At 46.5% G+C, this 21,797-nt stretch carries 25 protein-coding genes; 12 read left to right on the forward strand and 13 right to left on the reverse strand.

The genetic code is table 11. From position 1 onward, the window contains the following. Positions 1–49 precede the first annotated feature (49 nt). The 4 genes from FW758_RS02735 to FW758_RS02750 all read right to left on the reverse strand — a co-directional run bounded on the left by FW758_RS02735 (position 50) and on the right by FW758_RS02750 (position 2,726). Positions 50–742: a TorF family putative porin gene (locus tag FW758_RS02735; protein ID WP_446444570.1), complete on the reverse strand. Its 693-nt coding sequence runs from the start codon at positions 740–742 to the stop codon at positions 50–52. A gap of 290 nt (positions 743–1,032) precedes the next feature. Continuing rightward, positions 1,033–1,305 carry an HU family DNA-binding protein gene (locus tag FW758_RS02740; protein ID WP_006079990.1) on the reverse strand — a complete coding sequence of 91 codons (273 nt, stop codon included), beginning with the start codon at positions 1,303–1,305 and terminating at the stop codon, positions 1,033–1,035. A 159-nt stretch (positions 1,306–1,464) separates the two neighbouring features. After that, the gene (locus tag FW758_RS02745; protein WP_006079991.1) at positions 1,465–2,262 is read right to left on the reverse strand and encodes a response regulator; all 798 of its coding nucleotides are present in this window, start codon (positions 2,260–2,262) and stop codon (positions 1,465–1,467) included. 83 nt (positions 2,263–2,345) lie between these two features. Next, on the reverse strand, positions 2,346–2,726 hold the full coding sequence (locus FW758_RS02750; protein WP_432321570.1) for a hypothetical protein: 381 nt from the start codon (positions 2,724–2,726) through the stop codon (positions 2,346–2,348). A 127-nt stretch (positions 2,727–2,853) separates the two neighbouring features. Between FW758_RS02750 and FW758_RS02755 the strand changes: the two genes are divergently transcribed. Further along, complete coding sequence (locus FW758_RS02755) at positions 2,854–3,363, forward strand: DUF4240 domain-containing protein (RefSeq protein ID WP_006079993.1); 510 nt, start codon at positions 2,854–2,856, stop codon at positions 3,361–3,363. 12 nt (positions 3,364–3,375) lie between these two features. Here the strand turns inward: FW758_RS02755 and FW758_RS02760 are convergent, their stop codons facing one another. Beyond that, a complete protein-coding gene (locus FW758_RS02760) occupies positions 3,376–3,690 on the reverse strand; it encodes a hypothetical protein (RefSeq protein WP_446444571.1) in 315 nt (104 codons plus the stop codon). A 135-nt stretch (positions 3,691–3,825) separates the two neighbouring features. After that, on the reverse strand, positions 3,826–4,134 hold the full coding sequence (locus FW758_RS02765) for a hypothetical protein (protein ID WP_446444572.1): 309 nt from the start codon (positions 4,132–4,134) through the stop codon (positions 3,826–3,828). A 277-nt stretch (positions 4,135–4,411) separates the two neighbouring features. On the opposite strand from FW758_RS02765, the gene FW758_RS02770 reads away from it, so the two are divergent. After that, entirely contained in the window at positions 4,412–4,936 is a 525-nt protein-coding gene (locus FW758_RS02770; RefSeq protein WP_012090284.1) for a DUF3016 domain-containing protein, read from the forward strand. 54 nt (positions 4,937–4,990) lie between these two features. Here FW758_RS02770 and FW758_RS02775 read toward each other — a convergent pair whose 3' ends face one another. Together FW758_RS02775 and FW758_RS02780 are read right to left on the reverse strand one after the other, a co-directional pair. Further along, the gene (locus tag FW758_RS02775; RefSeq protein WP_107403547.1) at positions 4,991–6,748 is read right to left on the reverse strand and encodes a GGDEF domain-containing protein; all 1,758 of its coding nucleotides are present in this window, start codon (positions 6,746–6,748) and stop codon (positions 4,991–4,993) included. Between the two features lie 159 nt (positions 6,749–6,907). Beyond that, the gene (locus tag FW758_RS02780; RefSeq protein WP_446444573.1) at positions 6,908–7,216 is read right to left on the reverse strand and encodes a prephenate dehydrogenase; all 309 of its coding nucleotides are present in this window, start codon (positions 7,214–7,216) and stop codon (positions 6,908–6,910) included. A 48-nt stretch (positions 7,217–7,264) separates the two neighbouring features. On the opposite strand from FW758_RS02780, the gene FW758_RS02785 reads away from it, so the two are divergent. Next, positions 7,265–8,167 (forward strand): TraB/GumN family protein, encoded by a 903-nt coding sequence (locus FW758_RS02785; protein WP_446444574.1) that lies wholly within the window; start codon positions 7,265–7,267, stop codon positions 8,165–8,167. Between the two features lie 34 nt (positions 8,168–8,201). Here FW758_RS02785 and FW758_RS02790 read toward each other — a convergent pair whose 3' ends face one another. Further along, positions 8,202–8,975 (reverse strand): methyltransferase domain-containing protein, encoded by a 774-nt coding sequence (locus tag FW758_RS02790; protein ID WP_311988664.1) that lies wholly within the window; start codon positions 8,973–8,975, stop codon positions 8,202–8,204. Positions 8,976–9,390: 415 nt separating this feature from the next. Here FW758_RS02790 and FW758_RS02795 point away from each other — a divergent pair, with 415 nt between their 5' ends. Continuing rightward, positions 9,391–10,221, forward strand: coding sequence for a MaoC/PaaZ C-terminal domain-containing protein (locus tag FW758_RS02795; protein WP_106651707.1), 831 nt, complete (start codon positions 9,391–9,393; stop codon positions 10,219–10,221). Between the two features lie 80 nt (positions 10,222–10,301). Here the strand turns inward: FW758_RS02795 and FW758_RS02800 are convergent, their stop codons facing one another. Next, on the reverse strand, positions 10,302–11,192 hold the full coding sequence (locus FW758_RS02800; RefSeq protein ID WP_342900472.1) for an aldo/keto reductase: 891 nt from the start codon (positions 11,190–11,192) through the stop codon (positions 10,302–10,304). 204 nt (positions 11,193–11,396) lie between these two features. On the opposite strand from FW758_RS02800, the gene FW758_RS02805 reads away from it, so the two are divergent. Beyond that, complete coding sequence (locus FW758_RS02805) at positions 11,397–13,184, forward strand: formate--tetrahydrofolate ligase (RefSeq protein ID WP_446444575.1); 1,788 nt, start codon at positions 11,397–11,399, stop codon at positions 13,182–13,184. Positions 13,185–13,343: 159 nt separating this feature from the next. Here the strand turns inward: FW758_RS02805 and FW758_RS02810 are convergent, their stop codons facing one another. Beyond that, a complete protein-coding gene (locus FW758_RS02810) occupies positions 13,344–14,993 on the reverse strand; it encodes a mechanosensitive ion channel family protein (RefSeq protein ID WP_446444576.1) in 1,650 nt (549 codons plus the stop codon). A gap of 245 nt (positions 14,994–15,238) precedes the next feature. Here FW758_RS02810 and FW758_RS02815 point away from each other — a divergent pair, with 245 nt between their 5' ends. Beyond that, complete coding sequence (locus FW758_RS02815; RefSeq protein ID WP_006084232.1) at positions 15,239–15,568, forward strand: hypothetical protein; 330 nt, start codon at positions 15,239–15,241, stop codon at positions 15,566–15,568. Positions 15,569–15,678: 110 nt separating this feature from the next. Here FW758_RS02815 and FW758_RS02820 read toward each other — a convergent pair whose 3' ends face one another. Beyond that, positions 15,679–15,804 (reverse strand): hypothetical protein, encoded by a 126-nt coding sequence (locus FW758_RS02820; RefSeq protein WP_086010635.1) that lies wholly within the window; start codon positions 15,802–15,804, stop codon positions 15,679–15,681. A 290-nt stretch (positions 15,805–16,094) separates the two neighbouring features. On the opposite strand from FW758_RS02820, the gene FW758_RS02825 reads away from it, so the two are divergent. From FW758_RS02825 to rraB, 6 genes are all read left to right on the forward strand, one after another. Continuing rightward, positions 16,095–16,385, forward strand: a complete 291-nt coding sequence (locus FW758_RS02825; RefSeq protein WP_006084230.1) for a hypothetical protein — start codon at positions 16,095–16,097, stop codon at positions 16,383–16,385. A gap of 82 nt (positions 16,386–16,467) precedes the next feature. After that, positions 16,468–17,667 (forward strand): hypothetical protein, encoded by a 1,200-nt coding sequence (locus tag FW758_RS02830; RefSeq protein WP_446444577.1) that lies wholly within the window; start codon positions 16,468–16,470, stop codon positions 17,665–17,667. Then, positions 17,651–18,559, forward strand: a complete 909-nt coding sequence (locus tag FW758_RS02835; protein ID WP_006080012.1) for a metal ABC transporter solute-binding protein, Zn/Mn family — start codon at positions 17,651–17,653, stop codon at positions 18,557–18,559. Before FW758_RS02830 ends, FW758_RS02835 begins: the two co-directional genes overlap by 17 nt. 4 nt (positions 18,560–18,563) lie before the next feature. Beyond that, positions 18,564–19,364: a metal ABC transporter permease gene (locus FW758_RS02840; RefSeq protein WP_012090275.1), complete on the forward strand. Its 801-nt coding sequence runs from the start codon at positions 18,564–18,566 to the stop codon at positions 19,362–19,364. A gap of 161 nt (positions 19,365–19,525) precedes the next feature. Beyond that, on the forward strand, positions 19,526–20,269 hold the full coding sequence (locus FW758_RS02845; RefSeq protein ID WP_006080014.1) for a 1-acylglycerol-3-phosphate O-acyltransferase: 744 nt from the start codon (positions 19,526–19,528) through the stop codon (positions 20,267–20,269). Positions 20,270–20,309: 40 nt separating this feature from the next. Then, positions 20,310–20,717: a ribonuclease E inhibitor RraB gene (rraB, locus tag FW758_RS02850; protein ID WP_107949328.1), complete on the forward strand. Its 408-nt coding sequence runs from the start codon at positions 20,310–20,312 to the stop codon at positions 20,715–20,717. A gap of 79 nt (positions 20,718–20,796) precedes the next feature. On the opposite strand, the gene FW758_RS02855 is transcribed toward rraB, so the two are convergent. Further along, positions 20,797–21,783, reverse strand: a complete 987-nt coding sequence (locus tag FW758_RS02855; RefSeq protein ID WP_259511061.1) for a sensor domain-containing diguanylate cyclase — start codon at positions 21,781–21,783, stop codon at positions 20,797–20,799. Positions 21,784–21,797: the final 14 nt, after the last annotated feature.

Below are 21,797 nucleotides of genomic sequence, written 5' to 3' on the forward strand. Positions count from 1 at the left end.
GGCGTTTTTTATGCTTAGAGCTTAGACGTAAGATCCTAAATGTTAGATCTTAGAGATCAAAGCTGTAGGAATAGCCGAGTACCAGTTTGGCATCATCATCGGTGAGATCGGTATCAGAAACCATGAACGACACTGTGCCCATGCTGGTATCTGCACTGAGTGTGACGTTATAGTCGGCATAGTTATCTTCGCCAAACCAAGATTGCACAACATCACCGCTTGAGTAGCCATAGTGCACTGATAAGCTAAGTTTTTCAGTGAGAGGCACAGAGACAGTCGCGGCAAGATAGCTGAGATCTTTATTATCTAACGGATCGGCGGCGACATCGTCACTGGCATTGATGACATGGGAGTAACCCAGTTCAAGCCACTTCCAAGTCACTGCAGCATGGAGTTCACCAAAATCAATGCTGCCAGGAGCGTCTGGGTAGGCGTAGTAGAGGTAGCCAAAGTCGTAACTGATGTCTTCGGTAATATTGCCACTATAACCCGCGTAGAGATCCAGCTCGTAGCTCGTATCGTCACCAAAATCCACATTTGATGCCCAAGTGCCAGCATAAAATCCAGAATCATGGCTGTAGTCAATCCCACCTTGGATTGCGACCGCATCTTTAGTTTGGGTCGCACCGCGCCATAGGTAATTAGAGGTACCACCAATGTTGCCTGATACGGCTGCAAAGGCATTGCCAGCCAGTAACATTCCCGTCGATAAGGCCAAAACGCTATACAGTGATTTCTTCATGCTCATCCCCTCGATTGACTTATTTATCGATTCACCATTGGCGCACTTAAGTAAGCAGTGGTCATTAGTGCATCTTGGTTTTTTTCTAAGAAGGGATTTGCTAATCACATGCCACTATTACAATCATATGTAAAACAATACATTAGAATATCAAGTGTTAATAAAATGTTTTCATTTGCCAGCTTATGGGGCAGAGGCGCACTCTTGTTGTGCAAAAAATATTCAGGGTTTCACTGGAAGAAAGCAAAAAAAACGCCTCACAATGGAGGCGTTGTTTTGAATTTTCTCGCTTAGTTTACGCTGTCGCGTAGGGTTTTACCCGCTTTAAACTTAGGCACAGTCGCTTCAGCGATTTGAATTTCTTTACCCGTTTGTGGGTTACGGCCAGTGCGAGCAGCACGAGTCGCAGTTTCAAACGAACCGAAGCCTACGATGGAGATTTTGTCACCATTTTTCATTGATTCGGTAATGGCTGCTTCAAAAGACTTCAATGCGCGTGCGGCTTCTACTTTCGTTAGATCGGCATTTTCTGCAATTTTGGCGATAAGTTCAGTTTTGTTCATTTTTATTGTCTCTTCTTTCCGTAGATTTATTTGAAATAAGCGTGCCTAACATGCCATAAGGTTCAGCGCTTGGAAAGCCTTTTGCGTCTAAGCTGCCGCAGGATGTTCGGTAAAGCGCAGAATATTTACTCAGTTCGTGACTTAAGTTTTATTCTGGTTTCATTCTTCTAACAGTTGATAGAGTAATTTTTTAACCAATTTGGGTTCAAAGGGTTTGTCACATAAGGCATTCACACCCGCTTGGGACACATTGCTGAGGTGGGTATCGTTGGCTTCGGAAGACACCATCAAGATGGGAATATGCGATTGTTGGCTTTCATTGCGGATATATTGAGTCAGCGCAAGGCCATCTACGCTTGGCATATTGTAGTCAGTGATCACTAAGTCAAACATATTGTTTTTCATCAACTCTATGGCCTGTGCACCATCTTCGGCCTCGGTAATCAGTTTCATCCCTAAGTTACCGATAGTGCGTTTAATAACGTTTCTTGCCATGCGGCTATCATCGACCACTAATACGCGCACATCCTGCACATCGAAATTACTGAGGTCGAGTTCATCGTGGCTGAGCAGATCGATTGTGGCATTTAAGGCTGTGGCTAAATGCTCGGCACTGAAGGGCTTAGGCAGGATAGCGACCACACCCGATTGGCGGAATATCTCAAGTTGCTCACGGCGACACTCGCTCGAGACCAGCATAAATTGAATATCTTTGCAGTCAGCGCTAGCCCTTAAGTAGCCTAAGAGATCGATGGCGGTGCCATCATCAAAATGCATGGCGCTGGCGATAAGATCGGGTTTGTGGCGAGCAATAATATCTTTAGCCGCTTCAATGTTTTCTGCGGTTTGAATGCTGAGAATGCCTTCCTGTTGTAAGCGTTGAATAATAATTCGACGCTGGATATCTGAAGGTTCTACCAAAAGAATGGAAAGTTCACTGGGCGATAAATGGCTCATAGTCTACTTCAAGTTAAGAGTCGCAAGTATTTTATTGGGTCGCTAAGCTACGCGATTAGTAACAGCTTAGCAACAAATGTCCATTACTGCGTTTGACGGGTCAAATAATGACTCGTGACCTTAGAAAATGCGATCCAATATTGCAGGAGTAAAATGACAATAATGCTTACAGTAAGCGGCAACATAGGAATATTGTGACCAGAAACAATCACTTTTACATCTTCAGGGGTAATACGATAGGCAATAATCGCTGTAATGCCTAGGGCGGAAAATCCTAAGGTTTGCATGCCGATATAAATCTTCAATACTAAGCTCGACCACGGGGTGCGCATCATTATGCCAACGAGCACGGGGAGTACGCCTAGGGTAAATACATCAAAGGATTGCGTTGTCACAGCCCGTAAAAGTGCGGCAATGCTGAAGAGGCAATATAAAGAGATCAGTAGCATAAGACGTTTAGGCATAGATGTATGTGTAGACAGGTAGCTAAGAAGATGAGCAAGTGTAGGAAATGCCCTAATCCGAGTCCAGCATAACCTTAATATCGTGTAGAATATGCCTTTTTGCGAAAGGCTCTAATAGGTGAAGTTTATGACAGAAGTTGAGTTTTGGGGTTTAGTCACGCGAACGGAAGCGGCGCAATCACAGGAGTCTTTGACTCAAGCACTGAAGCAGAAACTCGCCGAACTGAGTAATGAAGAGCTAAAAGCCTTCGATAAAATCTTTGGTCAGCAAATGCGCCGGAGCTATTTGTGGTCGGTGTGGGGTGCGGCTTACATTATTACTGGCTGTGATTCTGAATATGCTTTTGCCGAATTCAGGTGTTTTTTGATTTCACTCGGCAAAGAAATCTACGATGGTGTAGTCAATCAGCCTGATACTTTAGCGCGTTTAGCCGCTTGGCCTGAGCGAGATGCCTATGCTTATCCCTTTGTGGATGAATACGATCTTATTGCTGGGCAATTATATGAAGATAGAACCGGTGATGAGCTGCCCTTTATGCCATCGGGCAAGGCGACGCCCGTAGGGAAGAAATTTAGCACTAAGCCCAAGGATTTAAAGCAACAATACCCTGAGCTCAGCGCCCGTTTTCCATTTTAATCTTGCAATCGCTTATGAGCGTAAGCAGGCATTGGTTGTGACATCGAAGGTCATGCCGTATTTAGGGCAGATGTCATTCATAAACTCATGTTCTTGCGCAGTTAATTGCTGAGTAAAATCTTGCTTAAGCTGCTCAGTCATTTGGGTTTCAGCCGCATGTTGCGTCTGAGCCAATTTGCTAAAATGAGCGTTAACCGCCTGTTGTTGGCTGATGGTCAATGGCGCCGCATGGCTTGAAAGACTTATGCAAGTTCCGATCGTTAGCAGAGCCAGTAAAGCAAATTTACGTGAGTAAGGATTTGATAAACTTGCTGTTTTTAGGTTCATAGGTAAGCTCCAAGTTAAAAATTACGTTTAACACGTCAGTTCTAAATCGTGCATCCTTAGACGGTAAAGAAAACGAGTTGTACTGTGAGGGGCTTAGCTTATTGTATAAATATTGAACCTATGCTGAACGGTTAGTTAGCGCTCATTCTTCATTTCTTTGCATTGAAAGCCTTGCTTGCGTGTATCGAACTGGCACATAGAACCACATTCCCAAGGTACATCGTCGTAAAAGGCCGATTGTTCGCGAGCAAAATCGCGGCAGGTCTCATAGCTGTCAAAGTTATCCGTTTTTTTATACTTTCCAGAGTCATAGCCATGGTTATAGACAAAGGCAGACCAAGTTTTAGGGCCGGTATTTTTATCACTCGGGGAGATAAACCAAATCGCACTAACTACGCAGGTAAACAGGATAAGAATGAACACAGGTACAACGGGGAATTTCATTTTTATTAAGTGAGCCATGTAAACAATAGCGGAAGGATAACGTTTTTTTTGTGGTTATGCGCGTAAAATGTTCACAAATTGATAACTATACACTTACTTAGTGCAGTCTCGATACAAAAAGATACGTGTCAATTGTGGTTATCAGATAAAATTTACGTATTTATACAAAAGCTTACACAGCATTAGCTGTACTTATATCAGTTTTGCGTTAAGCTCTAGTTCAGGTTAGATTTTGTACTGTGGTTCTCAGAAAGTTATCTAGGCCTTGGAGGCAAACATGAAAATTCAGTCCCTTTTACTCGCAGGTGTATTAAGTTGCAGTGCGGCTTGGGCGGCCGATGAAGCGCCAGTGAATCCCGTCACCGAAGATGGGGTGGTTAAAATTGTTTGGCAAAGTCCTAAGGATTTTCGCGATATCAAATCATCGGGGGAAATCCAATCCCGCTATGAAAAGCGCTTATTTGAGACCTTAACAGAAAACATCAATAAAGAAGCTGCGAAGATTTTAAAGCCGAATCAAAAGCTTGAAATGACTATCACCGATGTTGATCTGGCGGGTGATATGCGCCCAACCTTTGGCGCGACCGCCAATGATTTACGCATTATTAAAGACATTTATCCACCGCGTATAACTTTTTCCTATCAAGTTTTAGAAAACGATAAAGTGATTATTGCGGGTGATGAAAAACTGACGGATATGGGTTTCATGGGGGGGATACAGTCTCTAAGTGACAAACCTTTTATGTACGAAACCAAAATGTTGACTGATTGGTTAAAGAAGACGATTGCCCCACAACTTTAATCGTCAATCTTTCAATCTTTCAATCTTTCAATCGTTAAATCGGTCACTCAAGACTCAAGCACTGAGCGCTTGAGTTTCGATAGTAAGGTGATTTTCTAACAGGTAAAATCCGTTATTCGCGGATTTTGCCTGTTTTTTTGCCCGGGCACTTAAGGTCGACAGGCTGTGTTCATTGGCGTTAAAGGTCAGTGCTGGTGGCAAGATACCCACGCACAGGCTGATCAATTGATGGTAGCAGGCTTCGCCTTGTCTATCGTCGGCGAGCATCTCTTGAGCTTGCCAATGCTCGGCGCTGTAAAACAAATGCTTATGGGTTTCAAAGTCCGCTAGAATTCGTTGGCAACGGCTGATCATATGTTCACAGGTGCTGATAATCACAAAGTCATCGCCGCCCACATGGCCGACAAAGCAATTGTCACTTTTATATTTCAGTAACAGATTAGTCACTTCACAAATCACTTCATCGCCGCGACAAAAGCCATAAATATCGTTATAGGGCTTAAAGTTACATAAATCAAAATAGGCTAGATAAAAGTGTTTCTTTTGGATTTTAAGGCGTTTTAATTCCTCCTGAATGGGCACATTGCCCGGCAAGTCTGTAAGAGGATTTGCATGGCGGGCCATCTTAATTCTGTGCTCTGTGATCCTTTGCAGTAAATCCTTAGTGTGGCCTATGCCGAGCAGTTTGCCCCGGCGAAGTATGATGAACTGCTGAGCGACTGTATTGGCCGTCTCTGAGGTCAGCAATTGGCTCACAGTCGATAAGGGTTCGTTGGCCTCAATTTGGATGACCTGCGGGTCCATCACTTCACTTACGGCATGATTCTCATGCAAGGCACGACCATAGGGCGTACTGAAAAGTTCGAGTAAGGTCGCGCGGCTGATAATCCCCAGCGGCAACTGATTATCGACTACCACAACCGCCTGCAGTGCGGGTTGCGAGCTAAAGGTGTCACTTAAAAATTTGAGTTTGAGTGTGGGCGCCACTGTGATGGCGTTCGTGCACAGGCTTTCGGCCGATTCGCTGTATCTAGGTTGAATCTGAGTATTGTTTGGCACTAAGGTCGCTTTCATCGCGCGGCAGGGGAGCACTTCTGGGCGACCCAGCAAATAGCCTTGGCAATAGACGATACCCAGTTGTTTGAGTACGGCTAATTCCTCTTGCGTTTCAATCCCTTCTGCTATCACTTTGCAGGTTAAGCTTTGGCATAACTCCACAATCGAGCGGACAAACTCTTGTTTGACAGGGGTCGAATCAATTTCATGGATAAAGTGGCGGTCAATTTTGACATAGTCGGGCGACAATTCTGACCAGAGCCTTAAACCTGAATAACCAGCACCTAAGTCATCGATGGCCGTTAAAAAACCTTGGCTGCGATAATGATTCAAGCAAGATTTGAGTAAGTCTATATCATCGGCGGGATATTGCTCTGACAGTTCAATCACCACCTGCGATGGCGCTATGCCGAGTTGTTGCAACAGCTGTAAGGTCATGCCCTTGGGGTGCGCGGGATCTAATAATGCCTTGGGTGAGATATTGATAAACAGCTTGCCTTGGAACTGACGCAGCTTAAATTGCTCGAGTGAAATGCGCCGACAAAGAGTTTCTAACTCGCTTAACTTGCCTTCATGCTCTGCGGTCTGAAATAGCGGCACTGGGGAGTATAACGGGCTGTGTTCAGGGCCGCGACTTAGGGCTTCAAAACCGTGGATCTTATGTTCTAATATATTGAAAATTGGCTGAAATAAGGGATTAATTGCCGATTTAGAAATTATCTTATCGAGCTCTTTAGCCAGATCTAAACTTGTCATTACGTCAGCCCTTTCGTCTATGTGAGCGGAGTCTATGACTTAGAAATGACAAAATGATGACAATTTTGAGGGAGCTTAGCGCTAGCTATGCGGGGGGTTGAGTGGATAGCAGATGAAAAGAGCTGAAGGCTACAGGCGAGTTTCAGCTCTTAATCTCGGTTAGCTTTGTGTCCTAAAGGCCTGCAGCGTTTGCAGTAAAGCGCCGAGCTGGCGTACATAGGTTTCGAGCTCTTTGGGATCGAGCGCTTCATATTCTTCCATACGAGTTAAGTCATCGACCAACTCTTGTACATAGGGCAGAAAACGATTACTCGAAGCGATAAAACCTTGTTCTGCCGTGAATATGCTGGTGAAGTTTCCATGGCCAGCTTTCTTTAGCTCATCTAACTTAGCGTCGGCGTCTATGGCTTGGCGATAGGCGATTTGAAGATTCTCTTTCAGTTGCTCTATAACCTTGGTATGTGGCATAACAGCGTCTCATTGCAAAATTTGCAGGAATTATAAGGGGCAAAGGATATGGCAACAAGCCAATGGCGATTAATTGCATCAATTTGTTTTCTGGCGTTGGCGGGTTGGAGCACCAAAGCGGTGAGTGCCGAAACCGATAAGCCGCCATTTTATCAAGTGCAATGGCAAGGAAAGAGCGCGTATCTACTGGGTTCGATTCATATTGGACGTGCCGATTTTTATCCTTTACCCACCCAAATTGAAACCGCGCTTGGCAAAGCGAAGGGCTTAGTCGTGGAAGTCGATATGAATAAAGCCGATAGCAATGCCTTGCTGCGCCAATACGGCCGCGCCGATAAAACCAAAGGTTTAGATTGGCAGAGCCGAGATAAACAAACGGTTGAGAGCATGACGCCTTACTGCGCTGCCACGGCGAATGTTTGTCAGTCGATTCAATCCTTCGCGCCTTGGCTGCAAGCCACGCAAGTTAACTTAATACGTTATAACAACTTAGGTTACAGCACGGATTATGGTGTTGATATGCAGCTAATGGCCCGCCATGCGGCTTTACCTGTGTATCAATTAGAAACCGCCGAGTCGCAATTTCAGTTATTAGCGTCCTTTGATAGCCAAGCACAGTGGACTATGGTGCGTGAGGCGATTAGTACGTCGGATGCAGACCTTTTGTCGTTAATTGCGGCTTGGCGTTCGGGTAATGAAGCTGAGCTTGATAGCATAATGCAGGAGCAAATGGGCGGCGAGGGCGACACTGAGATGCTAGAGAAAATTCTCTGGCGGCGAAACCATGTGATGGCCGACGGCATTATAAAATTAATGGGCTCGACTGACGTGGCTTCACCATTATTTGTGGTGGTTGGTGCGGGTCATGTGGTGGGCGATAAGAGTGTGGTGCAATTGCTAGAACGAGCAGGCGCCAAAGTGAGCGCCTGCTGGAAACAGACTTGCCAGTAATTGTTTAGGTCGCTGCGCTTAGAGCGACGCGCTTTTAACCTGCAGGACTCTGCCCTAAAAAGTGTACATATCGACCCAGCGAAATATAGGGCTCGCGTTGCGAATACTCGAGCTCCATTTGCAGCAATTTTTGATAATCGAAATCCACTGGTTGACTCTTTTTTAAATAGTCGTGGATCACCCGCACGCCAGACTGACAGATGAGTGACATCTGCCACTCGCTAAACCAATCTTTAACCTCTTGAATATAAAGTGGGTGCGTGGGTGTTAGCCGCACTTTCTTTTTCACTTTTAAATCTGCGGCGACGTAATCGAAATTGCCCGACACTAAGGCATGAAAGCGCATGGCTTCTTTGTTGTAAAACATCAAAGAGAATAATCCCGCGGGTTTAAGCATAGTGAGTAGGCCCGCCATCGTGGGCTTAGCATCCGTTAACCATTCGACGACCGCATGGCACAATATGATATCGAAATAGCCATGTTGCTCGACCGACAGAGCTTGAATAGGCGCATGGATTAGCTGGATAGCTAATGGTTCAGGCGATGCATCTATCTGCTCTTGCGCTTGCGCCAACATCTCCGCCGAGATATCGCACAGCACCACTTCGTGGCCGAGGCGGGCTAATTTCTGGCTAAAGTAACCAAAACCACCGCCCGCATCTAATACCCTGAGTTTTCTATCCCCCAGTTTTACTAGCGCAGGTGCGAGGTCGCGCCACAGTACAGCGGCACGAATGTCGCCTTTAGGCGTACCATAAATATTTTTCGCAAATTTTTGCGCGAGTTTATCAAAATTCTTATCTTGCACGTGATAACTAGGTTAAAGAGAGTGGAACGATAGTGTGGCACAGACGTAAATTTTTCGCACTCAGGAGATGTTATCGCCGAGCCGAGATGGGTAAATTTGTATCATAATATTTTAATTTATTGATTTTATTAGTAGTAATTATTCCTACTAAACTTAGGGATACACAGAACTCTGTCCTCTGGGTTATAATCACGCCGTTTTCGACAAACCTGACTCTATAGCTATCCATTCGGTGAGTCAGCATCAGCCCTTATTAAGACGCAGCGCTGCCTGTTTTACACTCGTTATCAACTTGATTGAGCAGACGTTACTCGTCTGTGCGGGGTAATTTATGGCAATGCATTTATGTGCCAAGGGATAGTTAATTAAAAGGTACTCAGACTTGAATAATGCATATTGTGTTGAATTGAACGCGATGCCGTCGCTGTTTTCTCTTTATCGCAAGATCTTCTTTGGCCGTAAGCCGGGTTGGGATCAGCAACCGCTGCCCTATATAAAGGTGACCGCGCCGCATGTGACTGTGTCTGAAACTAAAGTAAGCCAATATGCGCAGGTGTGTGGTTTTCAATTTGACGGTAAAGTGCTGCCGCCAACCTATTTGTACGTGATGGCATTTCGCCTGCATGCGGTGATTTTTACCCACGATGGCATCACTTTCCCACTGCTTGGGATGATCCACCTAAAGAACCGCATTCAAGTGTATCGCCCTGTAACGGTTGACGAGACTTTCTCCCTCGAGTGTGCCTTGACCACAAGCCGTGAGACGGATTCTGGCTTAGAGTTTGAATTTGTGTCTAAGGCGTTTGTGGGTGAAGAACTCGTTTGGGAATCGCTTTCCACCTATTTATATCGTATCGATGTTGCTGGACGTCGGGTTCGTCCACCTAAAGCCATTGATATGGCGTGGGAAACGCCACAAAGCTGGAGTTTGAGTGAAGATTTAGGTCGTCGTTATGCTAAGGCATCTGGTGACTATAACTTGATCCACTTGCATCCTGTGCTCTCAAAGCGTTTTGGTTTTGATCGCGTGCTCGCCCATGGTATGTGGTCTAAGGCCCGTTGTTTGGCGGAGTTGATGCCAAGCATTGGCGATCGTCCATTTACTGTGGATGTGACCTTTAAACTGCCACTGTTGATGCCTGCCGATGTTGGATTTGGCTATGAGCAGAATGCTAATAATATGGTATTTGAGTTACGTGACAGCAAAGGTCGTCGCCCGCATTTAAGTGGCGATGTGCAGTTTTAAGTCGCATTCAATAATACATATAACAACGGCGCCTTCTGGCGCCGTTGTTGTTTATGGTTGTTGCGTTTGGGAGGTAAAAATTAAGGTACGCTGTGACCCATAGATGCCTGCCAAATACTGAACCATTGCTGGCGATCGAGCTGGATCTCATTGGAGGCAACGGCGCGCTTTATCCGCTCGATATTGCCACTGCCGATAAGCGGCACAGGTCTGCTTGGTAGCATACGAACCCAGGCATAAATCACTTGGCTGATATCTTGGGCTCCCACTTGCTCGGCGATGAGCTTGAGGGTTTGATGCAAGCGAACCGCCTGTGGGTTCGTGGTTTCAAAAATCCTTCCGCCTGCTAAGCACGACCAAGCCATAGGCCGAATACGACGTTGCTGGCACAAATCGAGCGTACCGTCGTGTAAGGTGCTCATCGCCAGTGGCGAGAGTTCCACTTGATTGGTGACTAAAGGGGCATCTAAGCGCGATTGCAACAAGGAAAACTGTGCATTAGTGAAGTTCGATACGCCAAAATGTTGTACTTTGCCTGCTTGTTTGAGGCTCTTAAATGCCTCGGCGACCGCATCAGCGTCCATTAGGGGATCGGGTCTGTGGATCAGCAGCAGATCTAAATAGTCAGTATTGAGCTGTTTAAGGGAATGCTCGACACTGGCAATAATATGCTCACAGGAGGTGTCGTAGTGATTAACGTAGCGCTCAGGGCGGCACGCAAACGCGGGTTTAATGCCGCATTTACTGACAATTTGCATCTGTTGGCGCAGTGCTGGCTTTAAGGCTAATGCCTCGCCAAACAAGGTTTCGCATTGATATTCGCCATAAATATCAGCGTGATCCATAGTGGTCACGCCTAGTTCTAGATATTGCTCAATCAGGTTAAGGCGCTGCATGGGCGTCATGTCCCAGCTTTCCATTCGCCAGAAACCGGCAACAAATTCAGAAAAAGTGAAATGGGACTCGCTCATGCTCTTCCTCTTTGGGACTGTGTGCTTTTGATTTATAGGGCGCAGGGCAAAATATTTGATGCAGATTAAGGAATCGCTCATTAACCCTTTCGATGGCTATATATCTTAAAGCCAATCACCTAATATCCGCCCTATTCAATGAGTGTTGTGCTTAACAACCCCTCATACTAAACCAAAGCGTATCTGAAAGGGAGAAATCGACGCATGCTGACAGATATGGATATTTCGAGTCGCGCAAGCCTTAAAAACATCACCGAACTGGGCACCGACTTAGGCCTGTTACCCGAAGAGATGATGCTATTTGGTCACACTAAAGCCAAGGTGGATCTTAGTGTATTGCAGCGTTTAGCGGGGCAACGCAAAGGTAAATTGATTATCGTTACCGCAGTTACGCCTACACCCCACGGCGAAGGTAAAACGGTGACGAGCATTGGCTTAACACAATCGTTAAATGCCATAGGCCAAAAGGCCTGTGCTTGTATTCGCCAGCCCAGCATGGGACCTGTGTTTGGGGTGAAAGGCGGTGCTGCGGGTGGCGGTTATGCGCAAGTGGTGCCCATGCAGGAGATGAATTTGCATCTCACGGGTGATATTCACGCCGTCAGCAGTGCCCACAATTTAGGGGCGGCGGCGATTGCGGCGCGGCTATTTCACGAGGCGCGCTTAGGTAAAGCAGAATTTGAAGCGCAATCCGGACAAGCGTTTTTGGCTATCGATCCCAAGGAGATCCGCTGGCATCGAGTAGTCGATCATAATGATCGCTGCCTTAGGCAAATCCAAGTGGGCTTAGGCGACAATAACGGCCCAGAGTACGGATCTAGCTTTGATATTACCGCCGCCTCTGAGTTGATGGCGATTTTAGCCTTAAGTCATGATTTGGCGGATCTGCGGGCGCGGATCGGTCGTTTAGTGCTGGCCTTAAATACCCAAGGGCAAGTGATTACCGCCGACGATTTAGGTGTGGCTGGCGCGATGACGGCCATCATGGCCGATGCGATAAAACCGACGTTAATGCAGACCTTAAATGGCTCGCCTTGTCTGATCCACTCGGGACCCTTTGCCAATATTGCCCACGGTAACTCGTCAATTATTGCCGATGACATCGCCCTCAGGCTGGCGGGTTTTGTGGTGACTGAAGGTGGTTTTGGCTCGGATATGGGCTTTGAAAAGTTCTGTAATATCAAAGTACGTCAATCGGGTCAGGCGCCAGCCGCCGCTGTGTTGGTGACGACTTTAAAAGCGCTGAAGGCCAATAGTGGCTTGGCAACTGAGGTGGATAGCAATGTATCAAATATCTATGTGCCAAACATCAGTGCGACAAACAGCAATGCGACAAATATCAATGCGACAAATATCAATGCCCCAGATCAGGCTCGACTCGAAGCGGGCTTTGCAAATTTAAACTGGCATATCAACAATGTGGCGCGTTATGGCATTCCTGTGGTGGTTGCTATTAACCGTTTCGCCACTGATTCCGATGCTGAGTTGCAATGGCTAATGGAAGCCGTCAACGCGAGTGCTGCCTTTGGCTGTGAAATTAGCGATGCCTTCAGCCAAGGGGAAGCGGGCGCTATCGCCTTAGCACAAACTGTGGTTCGCGCCGCTGAAACTGAAAGTCAGTTCAAACTGTTATATCCAGATGAAGCGTCATTAGAGGCTAAGTTGTCCACCTTAGCCGAAGTGGGCTATGGCGCTACAGGCGTGAGTCTTTCTATCGAGGCGAAACAGCAGGCGCAGCAACTGACCGCCCTTGGCTATGGGCATTTGCCTTTGTGTATGGCCAAAACGCCGTTATCCATTAGCCACGATCCTAGCTTAAAGGGTGTTCCTAAGGATTTTGTGGTGCCAGTGCGAGAGTTAGTGTTACATGCGGGGGCGGGATTTATAACTGCCTTAGTGGGTAATGTGATGACTATGCCAGGACTTGGGCTTAAACCGGGATACTTGAAAATCGATATTGATGCCAAAAGTGAGATAGTCGGTTTAGGCTAACGTTTAGATTCAATACAAACGTTTAGAGCAAAGCGAACGCTTAGATACAAAACTAACTGTGGTGAGATAGAAAAGGGCGAGCTGACAGCTACGCCCTTTGACTCAGTTAACGTGCTAATACTGTTGTAGTGCTAACGCTTTAGTGCTGTTTTAAAACGGTTATTTCGTGGTTTGATAGATATGCACATCGCGCTGCGGGAACGGAATGCTGATCCCTTCGGCGTCGAAGCGCATTTTCACTTCACGGGTAATGTCCCAATACACTTCCCAGTAATCTTCCGGTTTTGCCCATGGGCGCACGATAAAGTCCACCGAAGATTCTCCTAGCAGATGCAGTTTAATCGTCGGCTCTGGCAATGGCTGTACTTTAGGATGGGCCTCGACGATGGATTTGAGAATCGCTTCAGCATGTTCTATGTTGTCGCTGTAACCAATACCAAATGTCATATCCACCCGGCGTTGGTGTTCGACCGTGATGTTGTTAATAGTGTCGCCCCAAATCTTATTGTTAGGAATTATAAGGCGTTGGTTATCCATGGTTTTAATCGTAGTCGAGACCAGACTCATGTGGCTTACTCGACCCGTGACGCCAGCGGCGTTGATTAAATCACCCACATCGTAGGGACGATAAATTAAGATCATCATGCCAGAGGCAAAATTCGACAGGGTATCTTGCAGGGCAAAACCAATAATCACACCCGCAATACCAAAGCCTGCGAGTAGCGGCCCAAGTTCGATCCCAAGCTGGGACAGGGCGACCAAGAGTCCTATGGTAAAGACGGCTTTGCCTGATAGCGAGGTGAAGAAGTCTTGTAATAACTTGCTCAAATTCAACTTAGAATTGCTAACGGTATTCTTCACGATCTGTTTGGCTAACTTGCCGGCTAGACCCGCGATAATTAAGATCAAGCAGAATACAAACAACTTAAACACGACGGTAGGGCCATGATTTATCGCTTGTTCCTGCGCCGTGTTCAGCCACTGCTCGACTAAGCTCGAGGCCACATCAAAGCTCAATACGTCCTGAGTAATATCCCCTGACACACTGAACAAGGTCTTTTTCAGCGCTGCGGTGTCTTGGCCTAAAGCATCGAGTAAGTTGATGTCGATATTTAAGCTTTGGCTATTTTGGGCCAAGCGTTCCTTTAGCATCATCACATGGCTAGTTTGCGCCGACGTGACATCTTTACCTGCATTGGTTGCGGTATCGACCGCAGCTTGCAGTTGTTGCTGAGTGTAAGTCACTAAGCTTTCAAGCATATCTGCACGCGCAATCAAAATTTGCAGCAGGGACTTTTGTGTTTCGCTAACATCTTGGCCAACCTGTTCGAGCCAATTGAGTGTCTCGAGTTGCTGTTTGTAATAGGTGTCTTTGTCTAATTCGCGCTTAGAGATATCGAGCAGAATCGCATCATCTGTACCCGAGCCTAGTTGCAGCTCCAATTTATCAATGTTGTCATCGATATAGGTATCAATCTGTTGGATGTAGTTAAGTTGTCCTTGGATCAATGGCTGCAGAAAAGCACTGTCGATCGGCGTTGCTTCGAGCAAATCTTTAATCTTATTACGTAACTGTAACGTTTTGTTTTGAATGCGATATTCGACAATCGTTTTCAACTCACCTTTGGCATGTTTCAGCTTATGGATATCGGTATCGATAGCTTGTTGCAACATAGCCAGTTCGGCTTTGACCGCCACAGGTGTGGTTGATGTGCTTTCGGTTGCCGCGACAGGTTCGGCTTGCGCTGGGGATGAGAGACTTAATAATGGGATAAACAGGGCAAACACTAGAGCGAGGTAGCGATGCATAGGTGTGATCTTAAATAGAAATATGTCTGAGTATGATAGTGGCTGCCGGATTGACTGTAAAACGTCGTCGAGTGAAATTTGCTTCGGAGCTAAGGTTTTTTGCCGCAGGGGTTTACTTGCCTTGCTTTAGGGCTCGTGGTTTTATCCGCATTTTCGACAAGATTAGCCTTTTATCAGCATTTGCTGGCCGTACTCTGGTAGGGATCTGGTAAACTTGCGCATCGCTATTTAGGAATCGTGTTTTCATGTTATGTTCCCATTGTAATCAGTACATCAAGGTCAGTGACATCACCCAACAAAGAGGCAAAGGCTTCGACGCCCAAGTGCGTTGTCCCCACTGCACCGCTTGGTTAGGCCGTAGCCCAACATTGGCTAAGCTTAAGTTATTGGGCTTTTATTTGAGTGTGTTTACGGCGGGATACAGTTATTTCGATGCCTCAGTGCGGCACTTTGCGATCCCTGTGATGATTTTTTCGCTGATGTTGTTGTTCGTGAGTCACTTTATGGACCAAGTGATCACCATTGAAGCGCCGGAACCCGTCGATGATAGTGACCAAAGACAGAAGTACCGATAGAAGACAATCTGCTGAGGCAGAAATGATTCGAGCGCCTTTAGCGGGCGCTCAAGGTATAGCGAAAAGGAGTTTACCCAGGCGAATTACCGCCACAGAGTGTGACTCCAGGTTTACTGAACGACTTGTTCTTGGGCCGCTAAGGAATGCTCAACGTAGTAAATTCCACCAAATATCACCACGCTGAAAATCACTATCCCTAAGATAAGCCCTAAGTTTTCACGAAAAAATGCTAGCATGAGAGTTACCTTTTGGTGGTTAAAAACGGACGCCATATCGAGCTCAATTTCGCCGTTGTGCTCGCTGACATAAAAACTAAATACACTATAGTTACACTCACTTAAGCTAATCTTAAATGCACTCTTTTACCAGCACTCCCGTAAGGTTTCGCCGTTATGTACGAGGCAAGTTGCTGCTAAGATTACCCTGCTCAAATATCTTGTAACCTTTTGCAAAGTAATTACCTTATTGCAACTTGCTATGGCCCTGACATAGACTTATGCAACTTTTTAACTATGGGGACGACTGAGTGAGACTTAAACGTCACATTAGACGCACGATTTCGATATGGCTTTCGGCCATCTTGATATTGCTGTCTTTTGCCGCCTCAGCCCATAGTGTGACCCATCTTGACGATGGGGCTAAGACCCACTGTACCCTGTGCTTCCATCAGCACCAGCTCAACAAGATTTTATTGACCCAACCGCTGACGTTCAATTTAGGCGTGCAGCATTTCGATGTGGTCGAATTTGTTTTACCCCCCTCTATTTCTGAACACGTCAGTGTTTATCGCAGTCGTGCACCTCCTGCTACGCTCTAAATCAACTCAAACATTTTAACTTATTGTATTTCTTGATGACTTTATATTAGTCGTCGAGTGCTAGTTGTATTTTGGAGATATCATGACTGTTTTAAATACCCGAATTTCTTTGGTGGCTTTGGCGTGTGCGTTTGTTTCGCCTAGCCTATTGGCTGAAGATTCGAGCCTCACTAACCCAGCGATCAGCGCCGTATTAAATGGTTACTATCAAACGGGTGAGCGTCCATTAGCCGAGAGCCCGGATGGCTTTGGTTTAGGTGAGACTGAGCTGGCCCTGAGCGCCAATATCGATGATATGTTTTACGGTAAAGTCACAGCTGTGGTTGAGATGCATGACGGTGACACTGAGCTGAATCTTGAAGAAGCCTTCATTCAAACCATGGCGATGCCAGCGGGCTTTTCTATCCGCGGCGGTCGTTTCCTATCGGACATTGGTTACCTCAATAACCAACATTTACACACAGATTCTTTCACCGACCGTCCTGTGGTTTACCGTGCATTTTTAGGCGGCCATTATTTTGATGATGGTATACGTTTCAACTATGTAGCACCAACTGACTTGTATTGGACTATGGGCGTTGAAGCCTTTAAGGGCGACAGTTTACGTGCCGCCGATGAGCATGGTGAGCGTGAGTTTAAGAAGGTCGGCGTTTATACCTTGTACTCAAAAATCGGTGGCGACATCGGCGATAACAGCTCATGGCAAGCGGGTTTAAGTTACCTGCGTAACGAGAATGGCCAAGTGACCGCCCATGAAGAAGGCGAGCATGAAGAAGGCGAGCATGAAGATGAGCATGACCATGGTGATGAGCACGCAGGTCATAGCCACGCCGCATCTTACACAGGTAAAAATACCTATGGTGCTGATTTTGTTTATAAGTGGGCGCCTAACGGTAACTACAAATATCAGAATCTTACTGTGAGCGGCGAGTATTATCGGGTGAGCGACTTTACCCCTATCGATCTGCATCCTGAGGATGCGCCAAGCCAAGATTACCACCAAGGTTGGTATCTGAGCAGTGTGTACCAATTCACGCCGAGCTGGTCAGCGGGTGTGCGCTATGGTGAAGCGGATACCCAAGAGCTCCATGGCGATCATTTCCATGGGCAGAAGTTGAAAGAATCTGAGGTGAGTTTGGCTTGGCATTCTAGCCATTTCTCGACGGTTCGTTTCCAGTATACCAATCAAAAGGGTACTAACTTCGACGGAATTGAAGACGATAACATCTTCACAATTCAATACATTATGTCTCTGGGGGCTCACGGTGCGCATCAATTCTAATTTAGCTAAATTGGCCGCAGTGGCCTTATCTGTCACTTATACCGGTTTGGCCCACGCCGAACTAAACGTGTTTGCCTGTGAACCTGAATATGCGGCATTAGCGAAGGAGCTGGCTCCTACGGCGAGTATCTATTCGGCAACAACGGCATTGCAGGACCCGCATCAAGTGCAGGCACGTCCGAGTTTGATCGCCAAAATGCGTCAGGCGGATCTTGTGGTCTGCGCCGGTGCCGATCTTGAAGTGGGTTGGTTGCCTATGCTGCAGATGAAGTCGGCAAACGCTAACGTGCGCTCGACCGATCAAGGCTTATTTTTCGCCGCCGATCAAATCGAGACCTTAGATAAGCTGGCCAGTGTCGATCGCAGCATGGGTGATGTGCATGCCCAAGGCAATCCACATATTCATTTCGACCCGACGCGTCTGTTAAAAGTCGCCACGGCACTGAGTGCTAAGCTGACTCAGTTAGATCCTGCTGGCGCGGCCGATTATCAAAAGTCACTGGCAGATTTTACCACTCGCTGGCAAGCCGCAGTCCCGCGTTGGGAAGAGCAAGCTAAGGGATTACAAGGTAAAAAAGTGATCGCTTACCACTCAAGCTTCAGATACTTATTCAACTGGATTGGTATCGAGCAAGTGGCGGATTTAGAGCCTAAACCGGGTTTAGCTCCGACTAGCGGCCACTTAGCGAGTCTGCTGACGCGCGCCGAACAAGGGGATATTCTGGCGGTGGTCGTGGCCTCTTATCAGGACGAGCGCGGTGCAAAATGGCTGGGTGAAAAAGCGAACTTGCCCGTGGTGATGTTGCCTATGTCTGTGGGTGGCAACGATAAGAGCCAAGATTTATTTAGCCTTTATGACAGCGTGATTTCCCTCTTAAATGGAGTGAAATAAACCTATGTTTGATCTTGAACTGATGTCGATTCTGTTGCCTGCATTGGCAGCGGGGATCTTAGTGTTGTCGACGCATATTGTACTTGGGAGACAAGTACTTAAGCGTGGCATCATCTTTATCGATTTAGCGATAGCGCAAGTTGCCGCCTTAGGCGCGATTGTCGCTCACATGGACCACAGATTAGAAGACATGCCGTTTGCTAATGTGTGGATGCCAGCGCTGTTTGCCCTCGCGGGCGCAGGGTTTATCGCTTGGTTATCTAAGCGGATGGCGGGTGAGTTGGAGGCAATGATCGGCTGCTTTTATGTGTTGTCTGCGGTAGCGGCTATGTTGCTGCTGGCGAACGACCCACACGGCGCTGAGCTGTTAAAGCAATTGATGTCAGGTCAGATCCTGTGGGTGAGTTGGTCACAACTGATTTTGCCGGCAGTGGTGTATTCACTGGTGTTATTGGCGATATTCCTGCGTCCCCAGATTTTGGATGGTGCAGGGTTCTATCTGCTATTTGCGCTGGTCATTACCTTGTCGGTTGAATTAGTGGGCGTTTATCTGGTGTTCAGTACCTTGATATTGCCCGCTTTAGCACTGAACAAGTACCGCGGTAAAGGTCGGTTATTTTACGCTTACCTCGTCGGTTTGTTGGGCTATGTTCTAGGATTAGTCCTGTCGGCGACGTTAGATCTGCCCAGCGGTGCGGCGATTGTCGCGACTTTGGCCGTGAGCGCCTTAGTGATCCGTTTTGTGTTAGCTAAAGCTGCGCCTCAGGCAACGGGATCTGAAATCCTGCCAAAGCACCACGCTTAGATAAATATTGATATAAAAGCCCATCGATACACTGGATTTTCAGTATATCGATGGGCTTTTTTGCTTGCTTGTTAGCAAGTCAGCTTACAGATGTAAACAATATATTGAGTCCCAAAGCCATGGTGGATATACTGTCGCCACTTTTATAGTCGGAGTAAATCGTGCTTTTAATCGTCAGATCAATGCTGTTGGCGGTGTCATTGTTGCTTGCCTTTATTTTTGGTGGCTTAGTGTGTTTATTAAGACCTCGGCACCGCGACAATGTACATATGTTCGCCAAGATCTTCTCATCGGTCGCTCCGATCCTTGGGATCAAAGTGATTGTACGTCGACATAAAGATGTGCAGGATGGCCCCTATATTTTCCTCGCAAATCATCAGAATAACTTCGATCTTTTCACTCACACGACAGCGGTACCTAAAGGCACTGTGAGTTTGGGCAAGAAGAGTTTGGCGTGGATGCCATTATTCGGTCAAATCTATTGGTTGTCAGGGAATATTCTGATCGACCGCAAAAACCGTCATAGTGCCTTTGATACTATGGCGAAAACCGTGGAAAAAATTAAACAGAAGAATTTGTCTGTGTGGATTTTCCCTGAAGGGACACGTTCACGTGGTCGCGGTTTGTTACCTTTTAAAGCAGGCGCGTTCCATACTGCGATTGCGGCGGGAGTGCCTGTTGTGCCGGTATTGGCCTCGTGCCAAAGCCACATTAAGCTCAATCGCTGGAATAACGGTGTAGTCATTATTGATATGATGGCCCCTGTGGCGACAGCAGGCTTAGATAAAGCCGATGTGAAAAACTTTTCTGCGCAAATCCATGCCAGCATGTCGGCGAGATTTGCCGAGATAAATCAAGAGGCGGCAGCACTTATGGGTAAAACTCTCGCGAGTGATGACGTATAATGCCAATTTGAGCCAGATTTACCTTAACGGAGACAAATCCATGTCTATTGAAAGTCAGTTAAAAGCCCAACTTGCAGAGAATCGTGACATAGTGCAAGCCCTGCTTGACGATGGCTCAGAGCCTGATGCGGAATATATTATTGAGCATCACTTTTCATCGACCAATTTCGATCGTCTCGAAAAAGCCGCAGTAGATGCCTTTAAATTAGGTTTTGAGGTAAACGACGCTGAAGAAATGGAACTGGAAGATGGTTCAATTATTTTCTGTTTCGATGCTGTCGCGCACCACAAACTAGAAGTTGAATTACTGGATAAAGCCGCAGAACAACTGCTGCAATTAGCGGTAAAACAGAAAGTGGAATATGACGGTTGGGGCACCTATTTCGTCGGTGATGAAATGGATGACGAAGAAGATGAAGACGACGAAGATGATGGTTTCCCTCATTAATTCGTACGTGAATATCTAATCTGTACCGTTTTAAATAAAAATGCCCATCTATGATGGGCATTTTTATTGGTTTGATATGTTAGTCTTGGGTCGTTTTATTCACACTTGTACTGGTATGCAAAACGCTGCAATTACGGCCTTTTTGCTTAGCTTCGTACAGCGCTTTATCGGAGCAAGAAATCCAGCTTGAGCTGCTGGTGATGTGGGAACCAATTTCGCACACACCTAAACTCACAGTCACAGAGATCTTCAGGCTTTCATACAGAATGACGGATGCGGCGATTTTTTCCCTGAGTCGCTCGGTGAAATGCATGGCATCGGCGCCGCTGGTTTTGGGTAATACGACTGCAAATTCTTCGCCGCCATAACGTCCGGCGCAATCGGTCTCACGCAGGGATTGGCTGAGTAAGTGGGCGATATGCTGGATCACTTTATCCCCCGCCACATGACCATAGCTGTCGTTGATATGTTTAAAGTTATCGATATCTATCATCACTAAACTTGCCATGCCTGAATAGCGGGCATATATATCGTACTCATGGTCTAAACATTCTTGCCAATGGCGACGGTTATGCAGCTGAGTCAGGCCATCGGTTTGGCTTAGGCGCTCGAGTTGCTCGTTGGCTGCTTTAAGTTGCAATTTGTTGATGGCGATATCAGTCACGTCATAAATAATCACGCTGATATGGGTCACTTGTCCCGTGAGCGATGCCAGTGGCAACAAGGTCACGTTTTGGTACATGTAGTCAGCACGGCCCGTGATCGGGCGGTAGTTTTTAAATTGGAAAACGTACGGCCTTTGTTCCCAGCTAATAAATGCACGGTTTTTAAGCATAAAAACCGATTCCATTTTCTGCTTTAACCAAGTGGCGGGCAGATCGGGGAAGCGGGTAAACAGGTTTTGACCTTTGATCGAATTAGGGGAAACACCGCTGTGATTCTCCATAAAACCGTTCCACAGCTGGATATTGTAATGGCGATCTAATACCACTAATCCCACCTCTATGGTTTGCACCATATCGATGAGCCAGTGTAGTTCGTTCATTGCGCTTTGGTCATTTGACATAGGATAAAATCCAA

It is taken from the genome of Shewanella sp. 1180_01, assembly GCF_052850535.1.